Genomic DNA, 23498 nt, shown 5'->3' with positions numbered 1-23498 from the left:
GCGGCGCCTCAGGTGAAATACGCTGCGGCGATCAGGCCGGACAACATGCCGATCTCCGATGCGACGCGATCCAGCCCCTCAGGGGGCAGTTCTGCCGGCTCGGCGATCATGAGATCGGTGTGAATCTGCAATGCCAGCTTGGCGGCCGGCGAGAGTTGCCCATCCTCGACACCCCCTGGGAGGGTTTCGATTTGTGTGCGCAACTCGGCAAGCTGGAAGAGGGTGGACCGCGGATTGAGCGGGTCGAGGATCAGCAGATCGACGACGCTCTGGGTTCCCGCGCTCACCGAGTAGCGACGGCGATGCGACATGACGCTGTCACCGATTTCGAGCAGCATTTCCAAGGATCCATCGGGAGCCGACTTATCGGTCAGCCACGAAGTGGCCCGTGTGATCTGGATGGCTCGCTCGAGACGGCGGCCGAGTTCGAGGAAGCGCCAGCCAGCGAACCGATACATGTTTTCGTGTACGAGGCCGGAGAAGCCCGCAAGCTTGCGCAACAAGACCGTCATCGCTCGGGTCGCGTCATCGCCTGGGCCTACCCGCGTGGCGAAGCGCTGCGCTGTCTTCTGCAAGTCGTTGAGCGCCAGCCAGCCATCAGGCGAAAACCGATCGCGTATCTGGCCTGCACTGTGCACGGCGCTGTCGATCGACGCCAGCAGGCCGACCGGCATCGCTTCGGATGCATCGACGTCCAGCGTTTGAAGAAAAGCCGTAGTATGGCTCAATATCGGTAGGTCAGGCTTGGACAACTCGGCGAGGCGCGCATTGTAGGCCCGCAGAATGCGGACTGTGGCTTCGCACCGCTCGGCATAGCGGCCCAACCATATGAGGTTGTCCGCTGCCCGGCTCGGCAAGCTTCCAGGCGAATTTCGGACCAGCCTCTGGCCTTCCACCGGCAAGAGAGAGACCTGCTCGACGGGTTTGGACGACATGACCCAGACGTCCGCTGCCTGGCCGCCGCGCTGCATGGCGAGCGCGGTGGTGTCCGTCGTCGATCCGACCCGGGCGAAGCCGCCCGGCATGATGGTCCAGCCTGCCTCGGTCCGCGCAGCGTAGACGCGCAGCGTGATGGGCCGCGGCTCGAGCCTGCCATCGGAATAGACCGGCGCCGTGGACAGGCGGACGGGCTCCTGGCCGACATAAAAGCCGCCCTGAGCGGCGATCCGATCCCGCAACTGCGCTTTCTGCTCGACCGTCATGCTCGCACCCAGAGCGGTGCCTCTGAGGTCGTCGAAGGGCAGCTGGGTGGAGAATGCCGGGCCGATCATCAGGCTGTCGAAATTGTCGAGGACATATTCCTGTTCAGCGCCCTGGCCGCACCACCACGTGGCAATTTCGGGCAGTTCGAGACCGGTCCCCAGCAGGTGCTTGCAGATGCGGGGCATGAAGGCTGCAAAGGCGCGGGTTTCGAGAATGCCGGTACCCAACGCGTTGATCATGGATATCGAGCCCGAGCGCAGCGCCTCGACCATTCCGGGCGTGCCGATATGGCTGTCGTAGCGCAGCTCGAGCGGATCCGCGAAGCTGGCGTCGAGCCGCCGCCACAACACGCTCACGGGCCGCAAGCCGGCAACCGTCCGCACCATGACCTGACCGTCCTCGACGACGAGATCCTCGCCCTCGAGCAGCATCAATCCCAAATAGCGGGCGATGTAGGCGTGCTCGAAATAGGTTTCGTTCAGCTGCCCCGGCGTCAGGATGCCCACACGCCCGCCGTCGCGGCGGGCCTGGGCAAATAGCGCGTCGCGGAAGCCACGAAAGAAGCCCGCCAGGCGATTGATGTTCAGTCCCGAATATATGTCCGAGAGCGCGCGCGTCGTCGCCACGCGATTTTCGAGGGCAAAGCCCGCGCCGGAAGGTGCCTGGGTGCGATCGCCTAGGACCCACCAGGTCCCATCGGGGCCCCGGCCGAGTTCGAAGGCGCAGAAGTGCAGGAAGTGACCGCTGGCGGGCCGGATTCCCACCATGGGCCGCAGGAACTCGTTGTTCTGAGCCACCAGTTCGGCAGGTAGAAGGCCTTCCTGCACCAGCGTGTTGTTGCCGTAGATGTCGGCGACGATCCGCTCGAGCAATTCGGCCCGCTGCGTCAGGCCACTCGAAATCTGGATCCAGTCGGCCTCGTCGATCAAGAGCGGGATATGGGCAAGCGGCCAGGCGCGTTCCTTGCCCTCGGCGCCGTCATACTTGCGGTAGAACACGCCAGCGTCGCGCAGATATTGGTCGGCTCGTTCGAAGCGGGCAGCAAGCTCGGTCGGCCCCAGCGCATCGAAGGCGGCCATGAGCTTGTCCCAGCCCGGACGGAGCCGGCCGGACGGGTCGACCATTTCGTCGGGCACGCCCGGCAGCAGATGGTAATCAGCAATGATGCCATGACCGGCCGGAGGCTTGCCGCGGGTCTGGGAAGTGCGCGAGGTCATGGCATCACGTGAAGCGCGGCGGACGCCGGAGGTCAAGCGTCAGCGGGAAGTCATCCGCAGGCTTTTCGGGCCGCAGGACATAGGGGCCCGGTGTGTAGTCATGGGGCACGAAGCGGGCGAGGCGCCGGGCTTCGGCTTCGTTGCCATTGACGGGGAAGGTCTCGTAGTTGCGCCCGCCGGGGTGGGCGACATGGTAGGTGCACCCGCCGACGGCGCGGCCGCTCCAGGTGTCGTAGATGTCGAAGACGAGCGGCGCGTGGACGGGCATGACCGGATGCATGCCGGAGGCGGGCTGCCACGCCTTGAACCGAACACCCGCCACCAGTTGCCCCGACACCCCGCTCGGCCTGAGCGGGACGTCGCGCTGGTTGCAGGTGACCCGATACCTATCCCGATCCGGGGTCGCGAGCCTGACTTCAAGCCGTTCGACAGAGCTGTCGACAAACCGGACAGTGCCACCGATGGCGCCCTGTTCGCCCATGACATGCCAGGGTTCGAGCGCCTGGTGGAGCTCAAGCGTCACGCCTTCGACGCTGACTTCGCCACAGAAGGGAAAGCGGAATTCGCGCTGGGCGGCGAACCAGGCCGGGTCGAAGTCGAAGCCATGCTGGCGCAGATCGTCGAGGACGCCCAGAAAATCCTGCCAGACAAAGGTCGAGAGCATGAAACGGTCGTGCAGGGCCGTGCCCCACCGCGTAAAATCGCCAGCGAGGGGACGGTCCCAGTAACGGGAGATAAGGGCACGCACCAGGAGTTGCTGAGCCAGCGACATCCGTGCATTGGGCGGCATCTCGAAGCCGCGGAATTCGACGAGGCCGAGCCTGCCGGTCGGACCATCGGGCGAGTAGAGCTTGTCGATGCAGATTTCGGCCCGGTGCGTGTTGCCGGTGACGTCGACCAGCAGATTGCGGAAGAGGCGGTCGGTCAACCAGGGCAGGGGCGGCTCGCCCTCTCCGAACGACGGGACCTGGGCGAGGGCGATTTCGAGTTCGTAGAGACTGTCGTGCCGCGCTTCGTCGAGCCGGGGCGCCTGACTCGTCGGCCCGATGAACAGGCCGGAGAACAGGTAGCTCATGGAAGGGTGCCGCTGCCAATGCAGCACCAGCGATTTGAGCAGGTCCGGACGCCGCAGGAACGGGCTGTCATTGGGCGTAGCGCCGCCGACGACGACGTGATTGCCGCCACCGGTTCCGACATGCTTGCCGTCGATCATGAACTTGTCGGCTCCCAGGCGGCACTGGCGGGCCTCTTCGTAGACCGCGTTGGTCGTGGCGACGCAGTCGTCCCAGCTGGATGCGGGGTGGATATTGATCTCGATGACACCGGGGTCCGGGGCGACCCGGATGACATTGAGACGAGGATCGTGCGGAGGCGCATAACCCTCGACATGCACCGGTTTGCCGATGTCCCGCGCTGCAGCTTCGGTGGCGGCGATGAGCTCGAGATAATCCTCGAGTGCTGCGACTGGCGGCAGGAAGACGCAAAGACGGCCTTCGCGCACCTCTACCGTGACCGCAGTGCGGACGCTGGAGTCGATTTCGTCGAGGACCTGCTCGTTGATCACCTGTCCTTCGGTGGCGGCCGTGAAGCTGGCGGCAGGTTGAGGGCGGATATCGGCGGCCGATCCATTGTCTGAGGTGGCGATGATTCCCGGCTCTGGCAGCGGGCCCCGCGGCGCCCCGGGATCCATTGGCACAATGTGAGGATAGTTGGTGGCGTCGAGGTGCCGGAGGCTAGACAGGGGAAGGCGGTAGCCGGCGGCGCTGTCGCCGGGCGCCAGGTAGAGTTTGCCGCGGCGCGTCTTCCATTGCTCGGTGACCCAACGCCGGTTGTCGCTGGCCGGGGCGTTCCAGCGCTGGACAGGCAAGACATAGCCAGTGGGCGTGCTCAATCCGCGATCAAACACCCCGGCAATGCGCGCACGCTCTTCGGGATCGGCCAACCTGGAGTTGGACGGGTCGACATTGTCCGGAAGCCTGGCTTCCCGCAAAATCCATTCCGCTGGATCTTCGTATGCAGCCGCAATGGACTGCGTACCGAGACCCAGGTTGGAGGCGATGGACTGGCTCAGCGCCTCGGCATGATTGTTGGTGACGCCATAGTCGATGCCTTCTTGGGCGATGAGCTTTGCATCCTGCCAGACGGGTTTTCCGTCCACCCGCCAGTAAAGCGAGAAGGTCCAGCGCGGCAGGCTTTCTCCGGGATACCACTTGCCCTGACCGTGGTGCAGCAAGCCGTTGGGCGCGAAGCGACTGCGCAGGCGACGAATGAGATCGTCGGCCAAACGACGCTTGGTCGGCCCGACCGCGCCGGCATTCCATTCTTCGGACTCGAAATCGTCGATGGAAACGAAAGTCGGTTCGCCGCCCATGGTGAGGCGGACATCCTGCTGAGCGAGTTTGGCATCGACCTGCTTGCCCAAGGCATCGAGGCGCTCCCAACTCTCGTCAGAGAATGGTTTCGTGATCCGCGGATGCTCGGCCACCCGTGTGACCTTCATATCGAAGGCGAAATCGACTTCGGCGAAGGACGCATAGCCCGAAATCGGAGCAGCGTTGCGATAGTGCGGGGTGGCGGCAAGCGGCACGTGGCTTTCGCCGGTCAAAAGGCCTGAAGTGGGGTCGAGACCGATCCATCCGGCACCGGGCAGGTAGACTTCGCACCATGCATGCAGGTCGGTGAAATCGTGGTCAGTGCCCGCAGGTCCATCGAGCGAGACAAGGTCAGGCTTGAGCTGAATCAAGTAGCCGGAGACGAAACGCGCAGCGAAACCGAGGTGGCGCAGAATATTGACCAGCAGCCAGCTTGAATCCCGGCAGGACCCCTTGCGGTTGTGGAGTGTCTCTTCCGGCGTCCACACACCGGTCTCCATACGAACGATATAGCTGATGGTCTGCTGCAGGTGGGCATTGAGCTCGGTGACGAACGTCACCGTGTTCTTCGGGTGCTTGTCGATTGCGTCGAGATAATCCTGAAGGAGCGGCCCGGCGGGCTGGGGTTGGCGGTAGACGGCAAGGTCGGCGCGAATGTCTTCCGGGTAGTCGAACGGCCAGGTTTCTGCGCTTTCCTCGACGAAAAAGTCGAATGGATTGTAGACGGTCATGTCCGCGACCAGATCCACTTCGATCTTGAGTTCGGTCACCGGCTCGGGAAAAACGAACCGCGTGAGGAAGTTGCCGTATGGATCCTGCTGCACGTTGACAAAATGCAGCGATGGCGAGACCCGCAGCGAGTGGCTCAAGACCTTGGTGCGCGAATGCGGTGCCGGCTGCAGCCTGATAATCTGCGGCTGCAGAATGACCGGTCGATCATATTTGTAGTGGGTGAGGTGGTAGATGGCGGCTTTGATCGACATGCGGCTTTGTCGCTCGCTCTGAGGCCACAGAATAAGACTTCCCGGCAAAGAGCTTAGCCGGGAATGCGGCGCTTGGGTAGCGGGCTACTCGAGGCTGTCGATGACTTGTCGTTGGCGCAGCATTTCGAGGAAGATCTGGTAGTCGCGCTCGAACTGCGCGCGGGCCTGTGGGTTTGGCGCTCGCGATGTGCCGCCCTGCTGCATGGACAGGCAGGCCTGGTCGAGACTGGGATAGAGCAGTGCGGCGTTGGCTGCGACCATGGCCATGCCCAAAAGGGTAGCGTCAGGGGTCGACGGCTCGACCACGGTACAGCCGGTGGCGTCGGCGTAAAGCTCCATCAGCAGTGGATTTTTCGTGTGGCCGCCAGTGATGTGGAGGGTGTCGATGGCGTAGCCGCGCGTGTTCAGCGTTTCAAGGATGTGGCGGACGCCGAGGGCGATGGAGACACAGGTGCGCCAGTAGAGGCGGCAGAGCGAGTCGAAGTCACTGTCGAGTGTCAGGCCCGAAATGACGCCGCGGGCGAAAGGATCACCCAAGGGGGAGCGGTTGCCGTGGAAATCAGGCAGCACGTGCAAGCGGTTGGCGAGGGCGAGGCCCTCGCTTTCTCGCAGCTCCATGACGCGACGACAGATTGCAAGGTGCCTCTCGCGTGTCGGTTCACCGCCAGCGCCGTGCCAACGGATGATGTGATCGAGCAGCGCGCCGGTTGCGGACTGACCACCTTCATTAAGCCAGACGCCGGGCAGGACAGCACCGAAATAGGGTCCCCAGACGCCCGATGTCGGACGGTCCTCGGCCGATAAAGCCATGACGCAGCTCGATGTTCCAGCGATAAGGGCCAGATGGCGGTCGATGGTGCCGACATCGGAGGTGAAGGCACCAAGGACGCCGAGCGCGCCGGCATGAGCATCGATGAGGCCTGCGCCGACGCGGCAGTTTTCGGTCAGTCCGAGCTGGCTGGCCGCGGCCTTGGTCAGTGGGCCCAGATCGGCACCAACGGGACTGGCGCGTTCAGGAAGGGCCGCTTTTTCCAAAAGGTCGCCGAGACCGACGCGTTGGAGGAAATCCTGGCTCCAGCCGGGCGTGCGGTGGCCAAGATAAGTCCATTTGCAGGTCAGGGTCGATTGCGAGCGGGCGAGCGAGCCGGTCGCCTTCCAGGACAAAAAGTCAGCAAGATCAAACATCTGGCCGGCGCGCGCCCAGCTTTGCGGCAGGTGGCGCTTGAGCCACATGAGCTTGGGCACTTCCATTTCCGGCGACATGACGCCACCGGCAAAATGGAGTACTTCATGGCCGGTGCGATTGCATTCATCGGCCTCTTCGAGGGCGCGATGGTCAAGCCAAACGATTGTGTCCCAACGATCTTTTCCATCGTCGGAAACCGTGACCTGCTCACCCCTGATATCCCGGACGACGAGGGAGCAGGTTGCATCAAAGGCGATGCCGACGACGTCGCTACTCTTGACGTTGGCCTGCGCGATGGCGGCCTGCACCGCCTGACAGACGGCGGACCAGATATCCTCGCTGTCGTGTTCGGCGAAGTTGGCGCCGGTGCGCCTCATGGCGATGGGATTTTCGTGGCGACCCAACAGTTTGCCGTGGCGCGTGAAGACGCCGGCCCGGGCGCTGCCAGTCCCGACATCCACTCCCACCAGGAGGTCTTGCGCCACGCCGGCCTCTCTTGTTCAGTCCGGGCGGACCTTAGCGGAAGCAGGACTGAGGGGCTAGAGGCGGTCGGCGAGATAGGCTTGGAGCGTCGCCTCGGTTCCGTTTTTCCAGATGTGGTTCAAGGACTTGGTGAAAGCGGCAACGAAAGATGGAGCCTTGGCGAGGTCGCCATAGATGTCGGTCATTTCGAGCCAGGCCGCCGGGTTTTCCCTGGCTTTCCGGGACTGGGCAGTCAGCCGATCCCAGCTCGGATCATTTTGTGCGATTTCTTCGCCAGAATCCGTCGTTCCGTAGCAATAACGACACCAAAAAGCAGACACCAAAGCCAATCCGGTTAGCGAATGGTCAGCATTTGCGCGGTCGAGCGCGCTAGGGATGATGAACTTGGGCTGACGGTTCGATCCATCGAGAGCGAGACGACGGATCGTGTCGCCGATCTTGGGGTTGGCGAAGCGCTTTTCGCAGAGCGCGAGATAGTCATGAAGGTCGGTGTCCGGCACGGGAGGGACGACCGGGATGATCTCTTCGGTCTCGATCTTCCTGAGGAAGGCGGAAACGAGTGGATGCTCCATGGCCTCGTGAACGAAGTGGATATCCATAAGACCGGCCGGGTAGGCGATGGTGGCATGGCCGCCGTTGAGGATGCGGATCTTCATGTGCTCGTAGGGCGCGACATCGGGCACGAACTGGACGCCGACCTTTTCGAGAGCAGGGCGGCCGGCGGGGAAATTGTCCTCAAGCACCCATTGCTTGAAGTTTTCGCAGAAGACCGGCCAGGAATCGTCGATACCGAAATTCTCGGCGAGAAGTTTTTTCTCGCGGTCGGAGGTTGCCGGAGTTATGCGGTCGACCATGCCATTGGGGAAGGCGACCGAGGTCTTGACCCATTCGGCCAGCGCCGGATCGACCAGGCGAGCGAGGCCGGCGACAGCGTTTTCGGTGACATGGCCGTTGCCGGGAATGTTGTCGCAGCTCATGACGGTGAAGGGCTGCAGACCCGCGTTCTTGCGCGCGACGAGACCGGCAAGAATCAGGCCAAACGCGGTTTTCGGCGCGTCGGGGTTGGCGGCGTCGTAGACGATGTCGGGATGGGTCGGGTCGAATTTCTGCGAGGCCGGGTCGATATAATATCCGCCCTCGGTGATGGTCAGGGAGACGATGCGGATGGCGGGATCGGCGAGCCTGGCAATGACCGCGGCGCTGTCGCCGGGTTTCAAGTAGTCGATCATCACGCCGGTGATGCGCGCCGAGCTAGAGTCGGCCTCCTGCTCGACGACGGTGGTCAGCCAATCCTGGCCCATGAGTTTCTGGCGCATGGCTTCGTCGGCTTCGCGCACGCCAGCGCCGATCAGCGCCCAGTCGTGACCCTCGCCACGATTGAAGAGCGCGTCGAGATAGACGGCCTGATGGGCGCGATGAAAGTTGCCGACGCCGAAATGGACGATGCCGGGGGTCAGGGTGTCGCGGGAATAGGCGGGCCTGGCGGCGGTGGTGATCGAGGGAAGGGTGGCGACGGAGAGTTTGGTCATGTCGAGATAAACCTCGGAGTCATAGCCGCGAAAGCGGGAGCCTCCGTTACAGGGAAACAGGGGTTCCCGCTTTCGCGGGAATGACATTGAGGATGAGACGCGACGCTCCCATTCGTCGTCATTGCCCGGCTTGTCCGGACAATCCAGCTTGTGGCCGGATGGATCACCGGGACAAGCCCGGTGATGACGATGGTGGGTGGTGCGGTGCGCATTCAGATCGCCTGCCCTGCAGCGTCGAACTTGTAGATGCGGTTGGGATCGGGGGTGAGCCAGATCTTGTCGCCGTGGGTGAAGGTCTGGTCGCCATCGGTGCGGACCGTCATCAGTCCAAGGCCGTCCACATCGACGTGGAGGAAGGTATCGGAGCCGAGCTGTTCGGCGACGTTGACGGTCCCGCGCCACTGGCCTGCGCCTTCGGTCGTCGAAAGCGTGAAATGTTCGGGGCGGACGCCGATCGAAGCTGCCTGATGCTTCTGCGCCTCGGCGCCGTCCACGAAGTTCATCTTGGGCGATCCGATGAATCCGGCGACGAAGCGGTTTGCGGGGCGCTTGTAGAGCTCGAGCGGTGAGCCGAACTGCTCAACATTGCCGGCATTGAGCACCACAATGCGGTCGGCCATGGTCATGGCTTCGACCTGGTCGTGCGTGACGTAGATCATCGTGGTCTTGAGCTGCTGGTGCAGTTCGGTGATCTCGAGGCGCATGTTGACGCGCAGCGCTGCGTCCAGATTGGACAGCGGTTCGTCAAAGAGGAACGCCTTGGGCTCGCGGACGATGGCGCGGCCGATGGCGACGCGCTGGCGCTGCCCGCCGGACAGGGCGCGAGGCTTGCGATCGAGATAGGAAGCGAGATTGAGGGTGCGCGCGGCGTAGTCGACCTTGCGGTCGATCTCGGCCTGCGGGACCTTGGCCATCTTGAGCGGGAAGGCGATGTTGTCGCGCACGCTCATATGCGGGTAGAGCGCATAGGACTGGAAGACCATCGCGAGGCCACGGCGCGCGGGCGGAGCGTCGGTGACATCCTCTCCGTCAAGCTTGATATGGCCGGAGGTCGTGTCCTCAAGGCCCGCAATCAGCCGCAGGAGTGTCGACTTTCCGCAGCCCGAGGGCCCGACGAAGACGACGAACTCGCCATCCTTGATGTCGAGTGAAATGTCCGGGATGACCTGGACCTCGCCGAAGGACTTGTTGACGTGTTCGAGGGTGATGGAACCCATGTTTTTGGTCCTTCTAGGCTGAGCGTTTCGTGGAGGTGGGTGAGAACCCCCACCTGGCCTCCCCCTGGGAGGGGGAGGGATGCATCGAGTTTGGCAGGAGGCTGGTGAGCCACCACACGACTCCTCCCCCTACCAGGGGGAGGTTGGGCGGGGGTGTAAGCTCCTTCATTTCACCGCCCCGAACGTCAGACCACGCACGAGCTGCTTCTGGCTGAACCAGCCGAGCAGCAGGATGGGGGCGATGGCGAGGAGGGAGGCGGCGGAGAGTTTGGCGAGGAAGAGGCCCTGCGGCGACGAGAAAGACGAGATGAAGGCGGTCAGCGTGCCGGCACGGCCCGAGGTGAGCGTGATGGTCCAGAACGCTTCGTTCCAGGCGAGGATGACGTTGAGCAGGAGCGTCGAGGCGATGCCGGGGATCGCCATGGGGATGAGGACGTGGGTGATCTCGTTCCAGAGCTCGGCGCCGTCCATGCGGGCGGCTTCGAGAATGTCGACCGGGATTTCCTTGAAGTAGGTGTAGAGCATCCAGATGATGATGGGCAGGTTGATCAGGGTCATGATCAGCGTCAGGCCGTGCACGGTATCGAGGAGCCTGAGATCGCGGAAGATCAGGTAGATCGGGATCAGCACGCCGACGGCCGGCATCATCTTGGTCGAGAGCATCCACATCAGGATGTCCTTGGTGCGCTTGGTCGGGGCGAAGGCCATGGACCAGGCCGCGGGGATGGCGATCAGCAGGCCAAGAAGCGTCGAGCCGACCGAAACGATGATCGAATTGGTCGCGTGCTTGACGTAGTCGGAACGGTCCTGCACGGCGCCGAAATTGTCGAGCGTGAAGGTCTGCGGCAGGAATGTCGGCGGCGAGGCTATGGCCTCGGCCTCCGTCTTGAAGGCCGTGACGATGGTCCAAAGGATGGGCGAGAAGAGCAGGAGGGCAATGCCCCAGGCGAGGATGGTGAAACCGATGCGGGTTTGAACAGGGACGCGGCGGGCCATTTTATTTCTCCCACCCTTCCGTCGACCACCGAGTCATTCCGGCGCAGGCCGGAATCCAGGCGCGAAGCGGACCGAGAACGCAGTGGTCGAGGGAAGATGCGGACATGGATTCCGGCCTGCGCCGGAATGACACGGTGGGTGAGACGGGCATTGCGTTACGCATCGAGGTTCTTCCCCACGGAGCGCATCAGGAAGATGGCGACGATGTTGGCGATGATGACGGCCACGACGCCACCCGCGGAACCGGCGCCGATGTCGTTGGACAGGATGCCGGTGCGGAAGACGAGGAAGGCGATGTTGGTGGAGGCATAGCCCGGGCCACCGCCGGTTGTGACGCGGATTTCAGCGAAGATGCCGAGCAGGAAGATGGTCTGGATCAGGATCACGATGGTGATCGCCCGGGCCATGTGCGGCATGATGATGTAGCGGAAGCGATTGACAGCATTGGCGCCGTCCATTTCCGCGGCCTCGCGCTGTTCTTCCGAGAGGGACTGCAAGGCGGTCAAGAGGATCAGCGTCGCAAACGGCAGCCATTGCCAGGCGACGATCACGATGACCGAGAACAGTGGATACTGGTTGAACCAATCGACCGGCTGGAGACCGAAGAACTTCCAGAGATGGCCGAGCATGCCATAGCCGGGGTGCATGAAGCCGTTCTTCCAGATCAGGGCAGCGACCGGCGGCATGACGAAGAAGGGCGAAATGACGAGGATGCGCAAGATCCCCTGGCCCCATATGGGCTGATCGAGCAGGAGAGCGAGGAAGGTGCCGCCGACAATGGTGATGACCAGAACCCCGCCCACCAGCAGGAGGGTGTTGACCAGCGCCTGGGTGAAGCTTGGATCGCCGATGACGTAGACGTAGTTCGCCCAACCGGCAAAGCCCGTCATCATCGGGTTGATGAGGTTGTAGTTCTGGAACGAGAACCAGACGGTCATGACCAGTGGCACGATCATCCAGATGAAGAGCACGATGACGGCAGGCGCCATCATGGTGCGGGCAAGCGTGCGAGTCTGTCTCGTGGCCAATTTCTACCCCAGAGTCTCGGTGGACGGGGAAGAACCCCCACCCGGCCTCCCCCTGAAAAAGGGGGAGGAGTTCGCTTCACTCGGTGGCGAGATCTCGCCACGAACACCTGTTCGCTCCTCCCCCTTTTCAGGGGGAGGTTGGGTGGGGGTGCCGGAGCATCCCCACCCCATTGCCGGGCCATTCGAGCGTAGCTCTCATGGCTTTCTCGCCTCAAATCGCTCCACCGGAGCGATTTGCCCTTCGGGACGGCTCGAAGTTACTTGATGTAGCCGGCGCGGGTCATATCGCGGGTGGTGGCGTCCTGGGCCTGGGCCAGCGCGTCGTCGGCACTCATCTGGCCGGCGAGAGCGGCGGAGAAGAGCTGGCCGACATTGGTGCCGATGCCGGCGAACTCCGGAATGGCCACGAACTGCACGCCGGTATAGGGCACCGGATCGACAGTCGGGTTGTTCGGGTCGGCGGAGTTGATCGAAGCCAGGGTCATGGCGGCGAAGGGTGCGGCGGCCTGATAGTCCGCATTCTCATAGAGCGAGGTGCGGGTGCCGGGCGGCACGTTGGCCCAGCCGTCCTGTTCAGCCACGAGCTCGAGATAGGCCTTGTCGGTTGCCCAGCCGATGAACTGCTCGGCGGCCTCGGCATTCTGGGAAGACGCCGGGATGGCCAGCGACCAGGCCCAGAGCCAGTTGCCGCGCTTGCCCAGGCCATTGTCGGGCGCCTGAGCAAAGCCGACCTTGTCCGCGACCGTCGAGTCGTTGGGATTGGTCACGAAGGACGCGGCGACGGTGGCGTCGATCCACATGCCGCACTTGCCCTGCTGGAACAGGGTCAGGTTTTCGTTGAAGCCGTTGGACGAGGCACCGGCGGGGCCGGCATCGGCCATCAGCGAGAGGTAGGTATCGAGCGTTTCCTTCCACTGCGGCGTGTTGAACTGGGGCTGCCAGTTTTCGTCGAACCAGCGGGCGCCGAAGGAATTGGACATGGCGGTCAGGAAAGCCATGTTCTCGCCCCAGCCGGCCTTGCCGCGCAGGCAGATGCCGTTGATGTCGTTGGCACGGTCGGTCATGGCGCGGGCGGCCTCGCCGATGAATTCCCAGGTCGGGGCATCGGGCATTTCGAGGCCGGCTTTTTCCATCAGATCGGTGCGGTACATGATGAAGCTGGATTCGCCGTAGAAGGGCGCTGCGTAAAGCTTGCCATCAAGCGAAAGGCCGCCGCGGATAGCGGGCAGGAGATCGTCGACATCGTAATCGGCATCGGCGGCGAGGCCATCGAGGGGCTTCAGCCAGCCCTGCTTGGCCCAGATCGGGGCTTCGTAGGTGCCGATGGTCATGATGTCGTACTGGCCACCATTGGTGGCGATGTCGGTGGTGACGTTCTGACGGAGCGTATTCTCCTCCAGCACCACCCAATTGAGCTCGATGCCGGTTTCTTCGGTGAAGGCGCTCGAGAGACCCTGCATGCGGATCATGTCGCCATTGTTCACCGTCGCAATCGTCAGTGTCTGCGCCGAAGCCGAGCCAGCCAGGGCAAGCAGAATTGCGCCCGCGAAAAGGGGTGTGAGTTTCATTGATATCCTCCCAAGGACGGAGCGAGTTTTTGCTCTCATCTTGGGCAAATGTTCACCAGCTGAGCGAAAGTGTCAAGCGGGGTATTTTTGCTCGTTTGGGGTCGAGGGTGTGAAAACCGCTATTTGGGTGGGCGTCAGGCGATGCGGGAACAGAGCCGCGACGCCTGCACTATCGTCATTGCCCGGCTTGTCCGGGCAATCCACCGCGCAGCCAGATGGACCACCCGGACGAGCCGGGTGGTCACGGCCGCCGAGAATTCAGAGTGGGTCAGGCCAGCAGCATCTCGGCCGTTGCCTCGTCGGTGATGACGCCATTGGCCAAACCACTTTTCAGGGCGGCGCGGATGGAGGCGGCTTTGCTGCGGCCCATGGCGAGGGCGATGACGGGGCCCTTGGGAATCGGGGCGGAGGCGACGCGATCATTGGTGAGGCCAGCGATCAATTCGCCTGCGGCATCGAAGGTCCAGCCGCAGATTTCGCCGACGGCGCCGGCTTTCAGCAGTTCTGCGTGTTCGGTTTCGGTGATGAAACCATCGAGGAGCAGCGGCGCGTCGGGGCCGAGATGGCCGACGCCGACGAAGGTGACCTGGGCTTGCGCGGCGAGGACCAGCGTCGCTTCGATCATCGCCTGGGTGTGGAGCAATTGGCGCTCCCTGGCCGAAGAGGCAATGACCGGCAGGGGCATGGGGAAGGACCGGGCCTTCACCGTATCGGCGACGTTGAAGATGACGTTGTAGAACGCAGCGGAGCCATCGGGGGCGATATTGCCGGTGAGCGAGACGACCTTGTGGTGCTGGCAATCCATGGGCTGGAGCTGCTCGATGGCGGCTTTGAGCGTTCGGCCAGTGCCGATGGCCATGACGATTGGGTCTGTGCTCTTGAGGTAGCGCTCGATCTCGGCCGCGCCGGCTTCGGCGACCCCGATGGTGGTGGACCCAGAGGCTGGATCGGAGGGCACGACTTCGCACTGGACGAGGCCGAACCGGTCGGTAAGGCGCTGGGCAAGATCGAGGCAGCGGCCGATCGGGTGATCGAGACGGACTTTGATCAGGCCCTCGCTGACCGAGAGCGAGACGAGGCGCTGCGCGGTCTGACGCGAAATGCCCATCTTGGCGGCGATCTCTTCCTGGGTATTGCCGGCGACATAGTAGAGCCAGCCCGCCCGGGCGGCATCGTCGAGCCGGGTCGCCATGTTTTCGGTTCGCGCAGCCATCGGGCCCTCGTCGTGACGGTCACGCGATTATTCCGATCGGGCCGCCGGCCGCAAGGGCATTTACCGGCTGCGCGTGCGCGGGGGACGATCGGCCATGCTGGAGAGGGCGTTGCGGATGTCGCGCTCGGTATCCTTGAGATGAAGGCGCATGGCCTCTCCGGCGGCACGGCCATTGCCCGAGCGGATCGCCTCGAGGATGCGCTCGTGGGCGGCGATGGTGTCGAGCAGGGTGTGGCCGCGGTTGGCGTGACCGCGACGGCTGATCTGGATGCCCTGGCGCAGCGGCACGGACATGGCTTCGAACAGGTAACCCAGGATGCGGTTGCCGCTGGCGAGGGCGATGGCCTCGTGAAAGGCGACGTCGCAATCGTGGAAGCGGCGATCGGCTTCCGGGTCGTCGGCCATGGCTGATGCAGCGGTGTCGCGCATGCCCTGCAGGGCGCTCTCGATCGCCGCGGTGCCGGCACGACTGCCGCGCTTGGCGGCCATGGTGGCGCTCTGCACCTCGAGTGAGAGACGTACCTCAACGAGGTCGAACAGACCCTTGGAATCGTTGTGCAGCAGTGCGGTGAGAAAATCGGCGAAGGCGGCGCCATCGGGTTCGCGCACGACCGCGCGGCGACCGCGCGACAATTCGAGCAGGCCGCGGCCGGCGAGGAGCTTGACGGCCTCGCGGATGGTCAGGCGGCTGACGGAAAACCGCTCCGCCAGTTCGGCCTCGCTGGGCAGGTTCGCGCCGGGCGTCAGTTCGGTCAGAATTTCATTGGCCAGATCGTCGGCCACCGCTGCCGCGGCACTGGCCTGATCGGGCCGGCTTTCACCGGTCAAATCGATATAACTCCTCAAAGGTATCTGATACCTTTGAGCTGTTGTTGATCATTGGTTGACCAATTTCAACAGCTCCTCCCCGAGACGGCCGCACCATATCGAGGGTAGAAGTCGCCAGCAAGCGGGCATTCGATTTTATTGCAAGCGTCGAAAAATATACGAACCGAACGAATCCACGCTTTACAGTCCTGTCTGATTATCCTAGCGTTCGGCGCCATGGGCTTGGGAGAGTCCATGGCGACAAAAATGTCGTCCATGCCGGAGGACTTCATGCAGTTCCGAGTGGTGGCGCTTCACGGTGCCGGCCGCAGATCAAACGGTGGCAATCGATGCTCGATGCTGCGGCCTTGTGGTCGCCGCGTCCCGGGTCGCGCCCTCGCCGCCTGAAGCCAACCAACCCAGCAGACCATAAACAAACCAATCTCGAATATTTTTAGGGAGTCGAGACGTGAAGGTTCTCAAAACAATCGCGACGCTGGTCGCCACCGGTGCGCTGCTCGCCACCGCCGCCACCAGCGCCTTTGCCCAGGACAAGGGCCTGATCGGCATCGCCATGCCGACCTCGTCGTCGCTGCGCTGGATCTCGGACGGCAACGAGCTCAAGGCCGCTCTCGAAGGCATGGGCTACACCGTCGACCTTCAGTACGGCGAAGATGAAATCCCGAACCAGCTGGCCCAGGTCGAGAACATGGTCACCAAGGGCGCGAAGGCCCTGATCATCGGTTCCATCGACGGCACCACGCTGTCAGCCGTGCTGCAGCAGGCTGCCGACCAGGGCATCAAGGTCATCGCCTATGACCGCCTGATCCGCGACAGCGCGAACGTCGACTACTACACCACCTTCGACAACTTCCAGGTGGGCGTGCTCCAGGCAAACAGCCTGGTGAAGGGCCTCGAAGAGCGCTTCGCCGACGACAAGCCGTGGAACGTCGAGCTGTTCGGCGGTTCGCCGGACGACAACAACGCCTTCTTCTTCTATGACGGCGCAATGGCCGTGCTGCAGCCGATGATCGACGCTGGTGACATCGTCATCAAGTCGGGCCAGCAGGGCATGGAACAGGTCGGTACCCTCCGTTGGGACGGTGCTGTCGCTCAGGCCCGCATGGACAACATCCTGTCGGCCAACTACTCGGACGGCACCCGTGTGCACGGCGTCCTGTCTCCCTATGATGGCCTCTCGCGCGGCATCATCTCGTCGCTCCGCGGCGTTGGCTATGGCTCGGGCGACCTGAGCTGGCCGATCATCACCGGCCAGGACGCTGAAGTCCCGTCCGTGAAGGCGATCATCGCCGGCGAACAGTACTCGACCATCTTCAAGGACACCCGCGAACTGGCCCAGTACACCGCACAGCTCGTCGACACCGTCCTTTCGGGCAACGAGCCGACCGGCCTCGACACCGAGACCTACGACAACGGCGTGAAGGTCGTCCCGTCGATCCTGCTGACCCCGTATGAAGTCGACGCGACCAACTACAAGGAACGCGTGATCGACTCGGGTTACATCAAGGAAGAAGAACTGCAGTAAGCTGCGGTTCGACCGAAATGGGGCTCCGCGGCGACGCGGGGCCCTTTCCGGCCTCAAGATATCGGTTCGACGCTGCGTCATTCCCGCGAAAGCGGGAATCGTCGTTTGAGATCTGAAACGGCGGACAGGCGGTTCTCGCGGCAGCGAGCGGGCGAGAGCCAGGCAGGGCGATGTCTTTTGAAGATGGAACGAGAATGACCAATACGATCCTGGAGATGCGCAGCATCACCAAAACCTTCCCCGGCGTGAAAGCGCTGTCGGACGTCAATCTCGACGTCAAGGAAGGCGAAATCCACGCCATCTGTGGCGAAAACGGTGCCGGAAAATCCACCCTGATGAAGGTGCTGAGCGGGGTGTACCCAGCCGGCAGCTATGATGGCCAGATCATCTACAAGGGTGAGGAACAGCAGTTCAAATCCATTCGCGACAGCGAGCACAAGGGCATCGTCATCATCCACCAGGAGCTGGCGCTGGTGCCGCTGCTGTCGATTGCCGAAAACATCTTTCTCGGAAACGAACAGGCCAAGAACGGCGTGATCGACTGGGATGAGACCCGCGACGGCGCGCGCAAGCTGCTGCACATGGTGGGCCTCAGCGAAGACCCGGACACGCTGGTGACCAATATCGGCGTGGGCAAGCAGCAATTGGTGGAAATCGCCAAGGCGCTCAGCAAGCAGGTGCAGCTGCTGATCCTCGACGAACCGACAGCATCGCTCTCGGAAAAGGATAGCCAGGCGCTGCTCGAGCTGCTGCTGGAGTTCAAGAAGCAGGGCATCACCTCGATCATCATCAGCCACAAGCTGAACGAGATTTCGCGCGTTGCCGACCGCGTGACGGTGATCCGCGACGGCCGAACCATCGAAACGATGGACACCGACCAGATCACCGAAGACCGGATCATCACCTCGATGGTGGGACGTTCGCTCGAAGATCGCTACCCTTCGCGCGAGCCCAAGATCGGCGATGTGGTGTTCGAAGTGCGGAACTGGAACGTCTACCATCCGCAGCATCGCGAACGGCAGATGATCCGCGACGTCAGCGTCAACATCCGCAAGGGCGAAGTGGTGGGCATTGCCGGCCTGATGGGATCGGGCCGTACCGAATTTGCCATGAGCATTTTCGGCAAGTCCTATGGCCAGAAGATCTCGGGCGAAGTGTTCATGCACGGGCAAAAGATCGACACTTCGACGGTCGACCGGGCGATCCGCAACGGCATCGCCTATGCCACCGAGGATCGCAAGACCTATGGTCTCAACCTCATCGACCACATCAAGCACAATACGACGCTCGCCAATCTTCTGGGCGTGTCCAAGTGGGGCGTGATCGACGACCTGGCGGAACTCGACGCCGCGAACGATTATCGCAAGAAGACCAATATCCGGTCGTCCAGCGTCTATCAGGTGACGGGCAACCTTTCGGGCGGCAACCAGCAGAAGGTCGTGCTGAGCAAGTGGCTCTTCGCCAACCCCGACCTGCTGATCCTCGACGAACCGACCCGCGGCATCGACGTGGGCGCCAAGTACGAAATCTACACGATCATCAACCAGCTCGCGGCCCAGGGAAAGGCGATCCTCGTGATCTCCTCCGAAATGCCCGAGCTGCTCGGGATCACCGACCGTCTCTACGTAATGAACGAAGGCCGCATCGTTGGGGAAATGCCCACCAGCGAAGCCAGCCAGGAAAAGATCATGCGCTCCATCGTGCGCGCTGAAGGAAAAGCATCATGACAACCGAAACTGCACCGACCGGCGGCGCCGCCAAGCCGGCACAGTCCCAAGAGATGAGCCTGGTGGGGGCCCTGCGCGCCAATCTGCGCGATTACGGCCTGCTGCTGGCCCTCGTGCTGATCATGCTGTTCTTCCAGTTTTACACCAACGGCGTGCTGTTCAAACCGGTGAACCTGACCAACATCATCCTGCAGAACAGCTACATTATCGTCATGGCGCTGGGCATGCTGCTGGTGATCGTGGCCGGCCATATCGACCTGTCGGTCGGCTCGGTTTCCGGCTTCATCGGGGCTCTCGCCGCGATGCTGATGATCGGCTGGAAGTTCCCGCCGGAACTGGCTTTCCTCGCCAATCCGATCGTGGCCGGAGCCATCTGTCTCGTCGCCGGCGCCGCCATCGGTGCGGCGCAAGGCTACATCATCGCGTATCACAAGGTCCCAGCGTTCATCGTGACACTGGCCGGCATGCTGATCTTCAAGGGCCTGTCGCTGGCGATCCTCGGCGGCAAGTCCGTGGGTCCGTTCCCGGCTGAATTCCAGCTGCTTTCGGCAGGTTTCATTCCCGACGTGATCGGGCCGACCACCACGCCGTTCATCGCTGAAAACGGCAATCCGGTCGTGCTGCACACGACGACCATGGTCATCGCGATCCTGGCCATCGTCGGCATGGTGTTCTTCGCGATCCGCACCCGCGCGCGCCGCAAGGCCCGCGGCTACGATGTCGAGCCGTTCAGCCTGTTCGTGATCAAGAACATCGTCATCACCGCGCTGGTGCTGTTCTTTGCCTATATGCTCGCGTCGTATCGCGGCCTGCCCAACGTGCTCGTGGTGATGGGCATCCTGATTGCCGGCTTCGTCTTCCTGACCAAGCGCCTGACCTTCGGACGCCGCATCTATGCACTGGGCGGCAATCTCAAGGCGGCGGCGCTGTCGGGCGTGAAGACCGAACGCACGACGTTCTATATCTTCGCCATCATGGGTGCGCTGGCGGCGCTGGCCGGCATGATCTATGCGGCCCGCCTCAACTCGGCGACCCCGAAGGCCGGCCAGGGGCTCGAACTCGACGTGATCGCCGCCGTGTTCATCGGTGGTGCCTCGGCACTGGGCGGCGTGGGCCAGGTGGCCGGTGCCGTGATCGGCGCGTTCATCATGGGCGTGATGAACAACGGCATGTCGATCATGGGCGTCAATATCGACTGGCAGCAGATGATCAAGGGCGTGGTCCTGCTCGCCGCCGTGTTCTTCGACCTCTACAACAAGAACCGCTCGGCCTGACCTGATCGGTCTGAAATCAGGGGCCGCCGGGGAAACCCGGCGGCCTTTTTTGTTGGGTGGCTTCTCGGGGCAAGGGCGCTTGACGGCAGGCTCGTTATGTAACTAATAAAGTTACATTTAACAAAGTTGACCGCGATGTCCAATCCCATGCCGCTCAATGCCTACGCCGATAGTGCAATCAAGCAGGTGCCCGGGCTGCTGAGCCTGCATCGCATGACCGGGGTGCTGCTGGCCGAGAGGGTGGGAGCGGACGGACGCGTGCTGGTGCTGGGTGCCGGCGGCGGGATGGAATTGAGCACGCTCGCATCCACCCATGCGGACTGGCGCCTGGACGGGGTGGATCCGTCAGACAGCATGCTGGATGCGGCTAGAGTCGCAACGGCCAAGTTCGGCGAGCGGGTAACCTTGAGCAAAGGAACGATCAATGAGGCACCCGAGGGGCCATATGACGGCGCGACATCTATCCTTGTGTTTCATTTCATTCCCCTGGCCGAACGGCTGGCGACGCTGAAGGGCCTGCACAAGCGGTTGAAGCCCGGCGCGCCACTGGTGCTCGCCCATATGAGTTTTGCGCAGGATGGACCCAGCCGGTCGCGCTGGATGCAGCGTCACGCAGCCTTTGCCATCGCCAATGGTATCGATCCGGCTCATGCTGAAAGTGGCCGGCAGGCCATGCTCGAGCGGCTGCATCTGCTGTCGCCAGAGGCTGAAGAGGCAATGCTGGACGAAGCGGGGTTTTCGGGCGTGAGTCTCTTTTACGCCGGCTTCGACTTTCGCGGTTGGGTCGCCTACGCCTAGGTTGCGGCGGGGCCGCGTGCTGCAGCTTCGATGTTGTTGCCGTCCGGATCGAGAACGAAGGCGCCGTAGTAACCACCGGCGCCCTGGCGCGGGCCGGGTGCGCCGTTGTCGGTGCCGCCATTGGCAAGGGCGGCCTGGTAAAAGGCCTCGACCATAGCCTTGTCCTTGGCCTTAAAGGCGACGTGCATCTGGTTGATCCCGGCGCGAGAGCCCTCGGCCCAGTAAGAGGGGCGCGTGGTGCCGATCCAGAGATAAGGAATTGGCTCGGCGGCACTTTTGCCGAACAGGAAGGCTTCGGGACCGTTATCGGCTGTCTGCAAGCCGAGTGCCCTGGCGATGGCGTCGTAGAAGCGGCGAGCCCTCGCCAGGTCTGTAACGACTATTCCGGTGTGGTCGAACATGGCGGTCTCCTCTCACAAGGAGAAAGCGTCAAGCGCCACGGTTGTTCCGTCAGCTTTCGATCTCGGCGTCCTTGTGGGCGCCCCATTCGGCCCATGATCCGTCGTAGACCGATACGTCGGTTGCGCCCGCCTGTTCGAGCGCGAGGGCAAGAGTGACGGCGGTGATACCCGAGCCGCAGGAGGTGATGATGGGCTTGCCCAGATCGACCCCACGATCGGCGAAGAGGGCCCGGAGCTCGTCCGGCGACTTGAGCCTGCCGCCTTCGCTGAGCAGCCCAACCGGGACGTTGAGACTGCCCGGAATGTGGCCGGACTTGAGCCCCTTGCGCGGTTCGGCGACTTCGCCGTGGAAACGCGGCGCCGGGCGGGCATCGATGATCTGCGCGGCGTGGGTTCGCAGGTTGGCGAGAACCGTGTCGAAGTCGACGGCGGCGTCGGCATCGAAGCTGGCGTCGAAACGGACGCGGTCGCGCGTCACGAGGCCCGCTTCGATCGGGCGCTTTTCAGCGCGCCATTTCGGCCCGCCACCCTCGAGCATGACGACGTTGCCCGCGCCGAAGGCGCGGAAGGTCCACCAGACGCGGGGCGCGCTGAACAGCCCGATCTCGTCGTAGACGACGATGGTTTGCGCCTCGGAAATGCCGAGAGCACCGACGGCACGGGCGAAGTCGGCCGGCGCTGGCAGCATGTGCGGCAGGTCGGTCGTGGTATCAGCGATGCCGTCGATATCGAAGAAGACGGCGCCGGGGATGTGGCCGGCCAGATACTCGGCCTGGGCGTTGCGCGAAGCATTGGGCATGTGCCAGCTGCCATCGACGACGACCACGCCCGGGTCCCTGAGGTGGGCGGCCAGCCAGTCGGTGGAAACAAATGGATTGTCCAAGGCGCAACTCCCGTTTGATGGAACGGACAATGGGCCGATGCGGGCTTGGGGTCAAACGCTTAAAGCAGGTCAGGCGGCGCCCAGATCGAGCACGTCGCGGCTGGCGAGATGCAGGGTGACGCGATCGCCGCGCCGGGGCGGGGTGGCCGCATTTGCATTGAAGGTGTCGATACTGAGGGACGTGCCTTCGACATCCACGCGCAGTCGCAGGACAGAGCCCAGAAAGCCGATATCGGTGATGGTGCCGTCGAGCGTGGTATCGGTATCCGGCGCCGGGGCGAGCGAAATGAGCTCGGGGCGAATGGCGCGGTCAGCACCGAAGCGCGCGGCGGGTAAGGCGTTGAGGTGACCCACGAAGGTGGCGGCGAAGCGGGAGGCAGGACGATTGTAGATGTCATGCGGGGTGCCGAGCTGTTCGATATTGCCGGCATTCATCACCATGATGCGGTCGGAAATGGAGAGCGCCTCTTCCTGGTCATGGGTGACGAAGACTGTGGTGATGCCGAGCTCGCGCTGGATGGCGCGGATTTCCTCGCGCAGGGACACGCGAATCTTGGCGTCGAGTGCAGAAAGAGGTTCGTCGAGCAGCAGCAGGCGCGGGCGCGGTGCAATGGCCCGGGCGAGTGCAACGCGCTGCTGCTGGCCGCCGGACATTTCGTAGGGAAACCTGTTCTCGAAGCCGGGCAGGCCGATAAGCGCGAGCATTTCGGCGACCCGCGCCCGTCGCTCCTCGCGCGGGACGCCCGCGACTTTCAGACCGAAAGCGATGTTGTCGCCGACGGTCAGGTTGGGAAAGAGCGCATAGGCCTGGAACACCATTCCCAAACGACGCTGATTGGGCCTGAGGGCGGTCATGTCCTCGCCATCGACGTGGATGGAGCCGCCAGATGGCGTCTCGAAGCCGGCAATCATGCGCAGGATCGTGGTTTTGCCGCAGCCCGAGGGGCCGAGCAAGGAGATGAACTCGCCCTTGGCAAAGCCGCAGCTGATGCCCTTTATTACCTGGTTGACGCCGTAGAACTTGGAAAGGTTGTCGACGCGGAGGAAGTGCTGGTCGCTCATGGGAA

At 63.0% G+C, this 23498-nt stretch carries 17 protein-coding genes; 4 read left to right on the top strand and 13 right to left on the bottom strand.

The window, feature by feature from the left end:
- Nucleotides 1-8: 8 nt before the first annotated feature.
- The 10 genes from CCK88_RS10260 to CCK88_RS10215 all read right to left on the bottom strand — a co-directional run bounded on the left by CCK88_RS10260 (nucleotide 9) and on the right by CCK88_RS10215 (nucleotide 15823).
- On the bottom strand, nucleotides 9-2420 hold the full coding sequence (locus CCK88_RS10260; protein ID WP_086470906.1) for a circularly permuted type 2 ATP-grasp protein: 2412 nt from the start codon (nucleotides 2418-2420) through the stop codon (nucleotides 9-11).
- Nucleotides 2421-2424: 4 nt separating this feature from the next.
- A complete protein-coding gene (locus CCK88_RS10255) occupies nucleotides 2425-5775 on the bottom strand; it encodes a transglutaminase family protein (protein ID WP_086470336.1) in 3351 nt (1116 codons plus the stop codon).
- A gap of 84 nt (nucleotides 5776-5859) precedes the next feature.
- On the bottom strand, nucleotides 5860-7446 hold the full coding sequence (locus CCK88_RS10250) for an FGGY-family carbohydrate kinase (RefSeq protein WP_086470335.1): 1587 nt from the start codon (nucleotides 7444-7446) through the stop codon (nucleotides 5860-5862).
- A 54-nt stretch (nucleotides 7447-7500) separates the two neighbouring features.
- Complete coding sequence (locus tag CCK88_RS10245) at nucleotides 7501-8973, bottom strand: mannitol dehydrogenase family protein (RefSeq protein WP_086470334.1); 1473 nt, start codon at nucleotides 8971-8973, stop codon at nucleotides 7501-7503.
- Nucleotides 8974-9185: 212 nt separating this feature from the next.
- Complete coding sequence (locus tag CCK88_RS10240; protein WP_086470333.1) at nucleotides 9186-10190, bottom strand: ABC transporter ATP-binding protein; 1005 nt, start codon at nucleotides 10188-10190, stop codon at nucleotides 9186-9188.
- A gap of 165 nt (nucleotides 10191-10355) precedes the next feature.
- Entirely contained in the window at nucleotides 10356-11186 is an 831-nt protein-coding gene (locus tag CCK88_RS10235) for a carbohydrate ABC transporter permease (protein WP_086470332.1), read from the bottom strand.
- Nucleotides 11187-11341: 155 nt separating this feature from the next.
- Nucleotides 11342-12214: a carbohydrate ABC transporter permease gene (locus CCK88_RS10230; protein WP_086470331.1), complete on the bottom strand. Its 873-nt coding sequence runs from the start codon at nucleotides 12212-12214 to the stop codon at nucleotides 11342-11344.
- Nucleotides 12215-12471: 257 nt separating this feature from the next.
- A complete protein-coding gene (locus tag CCK88_RS10225; protein WP_086470330.1) occupies nucleotides 12472-13782 on the bottom strand; it encodes an ABC transporter substrate-binding protein in 1311 nt (436 codons plus the stop codon).
- Between the two features lie 268 nt (nucleotides 13783-14050).
- Nucleotides 14051-14995 carry a sugar-binding transcriptional regulator gene (locus CCK88_RS10220; protein WP_086470329.1) on the bottom strand — a complete coding sequence of 315 codons (945 nt, stop codon included), beginning with the start codon at nucleotides 14993-14995 and terminating at the stop codon, nucleotides 14051-14053.
- 60 nt (nucleotides 14996-15055) lie between these two features.
- A complete protein-coding gene (locus CCK88_RS10215; protein WP_140048958.1) occupies nucleotides 15056-15823 on the bottom strand; it encodes a FadR/GntR family transcriptional regulator in 768 nt (255 codons plus the stop codon).
- A gap of 448 nt (nucleotides 15824-16271) precedes the next feature.
- On the opposite strand from CCK88_RS10215, the gene chvE reads away from it, so the two are divergent.
- From chvE to CCK88_RS10195, 4 genes are all read left to right on the top strand, one after another.
- Nucleotides 16272-17348, top strand: coding sequence for a multiple monosaccharide ABC transporter substrate-binding protein (gene chvE / locus CCK88_RS10210; protein WP_086470327.1), 1077 nt, complete (start codon nucleotides 16272-16274; stop codon nucleotides 17346-17348).
- A 194-nt stretch (nucleotides 17349-17542) separates the two neighbouring features.
- Nucleotides 17543-19075, top strand: coding sequence for a multiple monosaccharide ABC transporter ATP-binding protein (mmsA, locus tag CCK88_RS10205; RefSeq protein WP_086470326.1), 1533 nt, complete (start codon nucleotides 17543-17545; stop codon nucleotides 19073-19075).
- Nucleotides 19072-20349, top strand: coding sequence for a multiple monosaccharide ABC transporter permease (gene mmsB, locus CCK88_RS10200; RefSeq protein WP_086470325.1), 1278 nt, complete (start codon nucleotides 19072-19074; stop codon nucleotides 20347-20349). The genes mmsA and mmsB overlap by 4 nt, the downstream gene beginning before the upstream one ends.
- 135 nt (nucleotides 20350-20484) lie before the next feature.
- Nucleotides 20485-21147, top strand: coding sequence for a class I SAM-dependent methyltransferase (locus tag CCK88_RS10195; RefSeq protein WP_086470324.1), 663 nt, complete (start codon nucleotides 20485-20487; stop codon nucleotides 21145-21147).
- On the opposite strand, the gene CCK88_RS10190 is transcribed toward CCK88_RS10195, so the two are convergent.
- The 3 genes from CCK88_RS10190 to CCK88_RS10180 all read right to left on the bottom strand — a co-directional run bounded on the left by CCK88_RS10190 (nucleotide 21144) and on the right by CCK88_RS10180 (nucleotide 23493).
- Nucleotides 21144-21548 carry a VOC family protein gene (locus tag CCK88_RS10190; protein ID WP_086470323.1) on the bottom strand — a complete coding sequence of 135 codons (405 nt, stop codon included), beginning with the start codon at nucleotides 21546-21548 and terminating at the stop codon, nucleotides 21144-21146. The two genes, CCK88_RS10195 and CCK88_RS10190, sit on opposite strands and share 4 nt — an antisense overlap.
- 49 nt (nucleotides 21549-21597) lie before the next feature.
- A complete protein-coding gene (gene sseA, locus CCK88_RS10185; protein ID WP_086470322.1) occupies nucleotides 21598-22431 on the bottom strand; it encodes a 3-mercaptopyruvate sulfurtransferase in 834 nt (277 codons plus the stop codon).
- 69 nt (nucleotides 22432-22500) lie between these two features.
- Nucleotides 22501-23493, bottom strand: coding sequence for an ABC transporter ATP-binding protein (locus tag CCK88_RS10180; RefSeq protein WP_086470321.1), 993 nt, complete (start codon nucleotides 23491-23493; stop codon nucleotides 22501-22503).
- Nucleotides 23494-23498: the final 5 nt, after the last annotated feature.

The sequence above is a fragment of the Devosia lucknowensis genome (genome assembly GCF_900177655.1).
Classification (GTDB): Bacteria; Pseudomonadota; Alphaproteobacteria; order Rhizobiales; family Devosiaceae; genus Devosia; species Devosia lucknowensis.
This window is presented reverse-complemented; position numbering and strand designations above follow the sequence as displayed.

Bases quoted from the DNA above. Each gene is read 5' to 3' on its own strand.
- CCK88_RS10180 (WP_086470321.1), bottom strand. From the start codon at position 23,493: ATGAGCGACCAGCACTTCCTCCGCGTCGACAACCTTTCCAAGTTCTAC.
- CCK88_RS10195 (WP_086470324.1), top strand. From the start codon at position 20,485: ATGTCCAATCCCATGCCGCTCAATGCCTACGCCGATAGTGCAATCAAG.
- CCK88_RS10235 (WP_086470332.1), bottom strand. From the start codon at position 11,186: ATGGCCCGCCGCGTCCCTGTTCAAACCCGCATCGGTTTCACCATCCTC.
- CCK88_RS10260 (WP_086470906.1), bottom strand. From the start codon at position 2,420: ATGACCTCGCGCACTTCCCAGACCCGCGGCAAGCCTCCGGCCGGTCAT.
- CCK88_RS10190 (WP_086470323.1), bottom strand. From the start codon at position 21,548: ATGTTCGACCACACCGGAATAGTCGTTACAGACCTGGCGAGGGCTCGC.
- CCK88_RS10220 (WP_086470329.1), bottom strand. From the start codon at position 14,995: ATGGCTGCGCGAACCGAAAACATGGCGACCCGGCTCGACGATGCCGCC.
- mmsA (WP_086470326.1), top strand. From the start codon at position 17,543: ATGACCAATACGATCCTGGAGATGCGCAGCATCACCAAAACCTTCCCC.
- CCK88_RS10240 (WP_086470333.1), bottom strand. From the start codon at position 10,190: ATGGGTTCCATCACCCTCGAACACGTCAACAAGTCCTTCGGCGAGGTC.
- CCK88_RS10245 (WP_086470334.1), bottom strand. From the start codon at position 8,973: ATGACCAAACTCTCCGTCGCCACCCTTCCCTCGATCACCACCGCCGCC.
- CCK88_RS10255 (WP_086470336.1), bottom strand. From the start codon at position 5,775: ATGTCGATCAAAGCCGCCATCTACCACCTCACCCACTACAAATATGAT.
- CCK88_RS10225 (WP_086470330.1), bottom strand. From the start codon at position 13,782: ATGAAACTCACACCCCTTTTCGCGGGCGCAATTCTGCTTGCCCTGGCT.
- mmsB (WP_086470325.1), top strand. From the start codon at position 19,072: ATGACAACCGAAACTGCACCGACCGGCGGCGCCGCCAAGCCGGCACAG.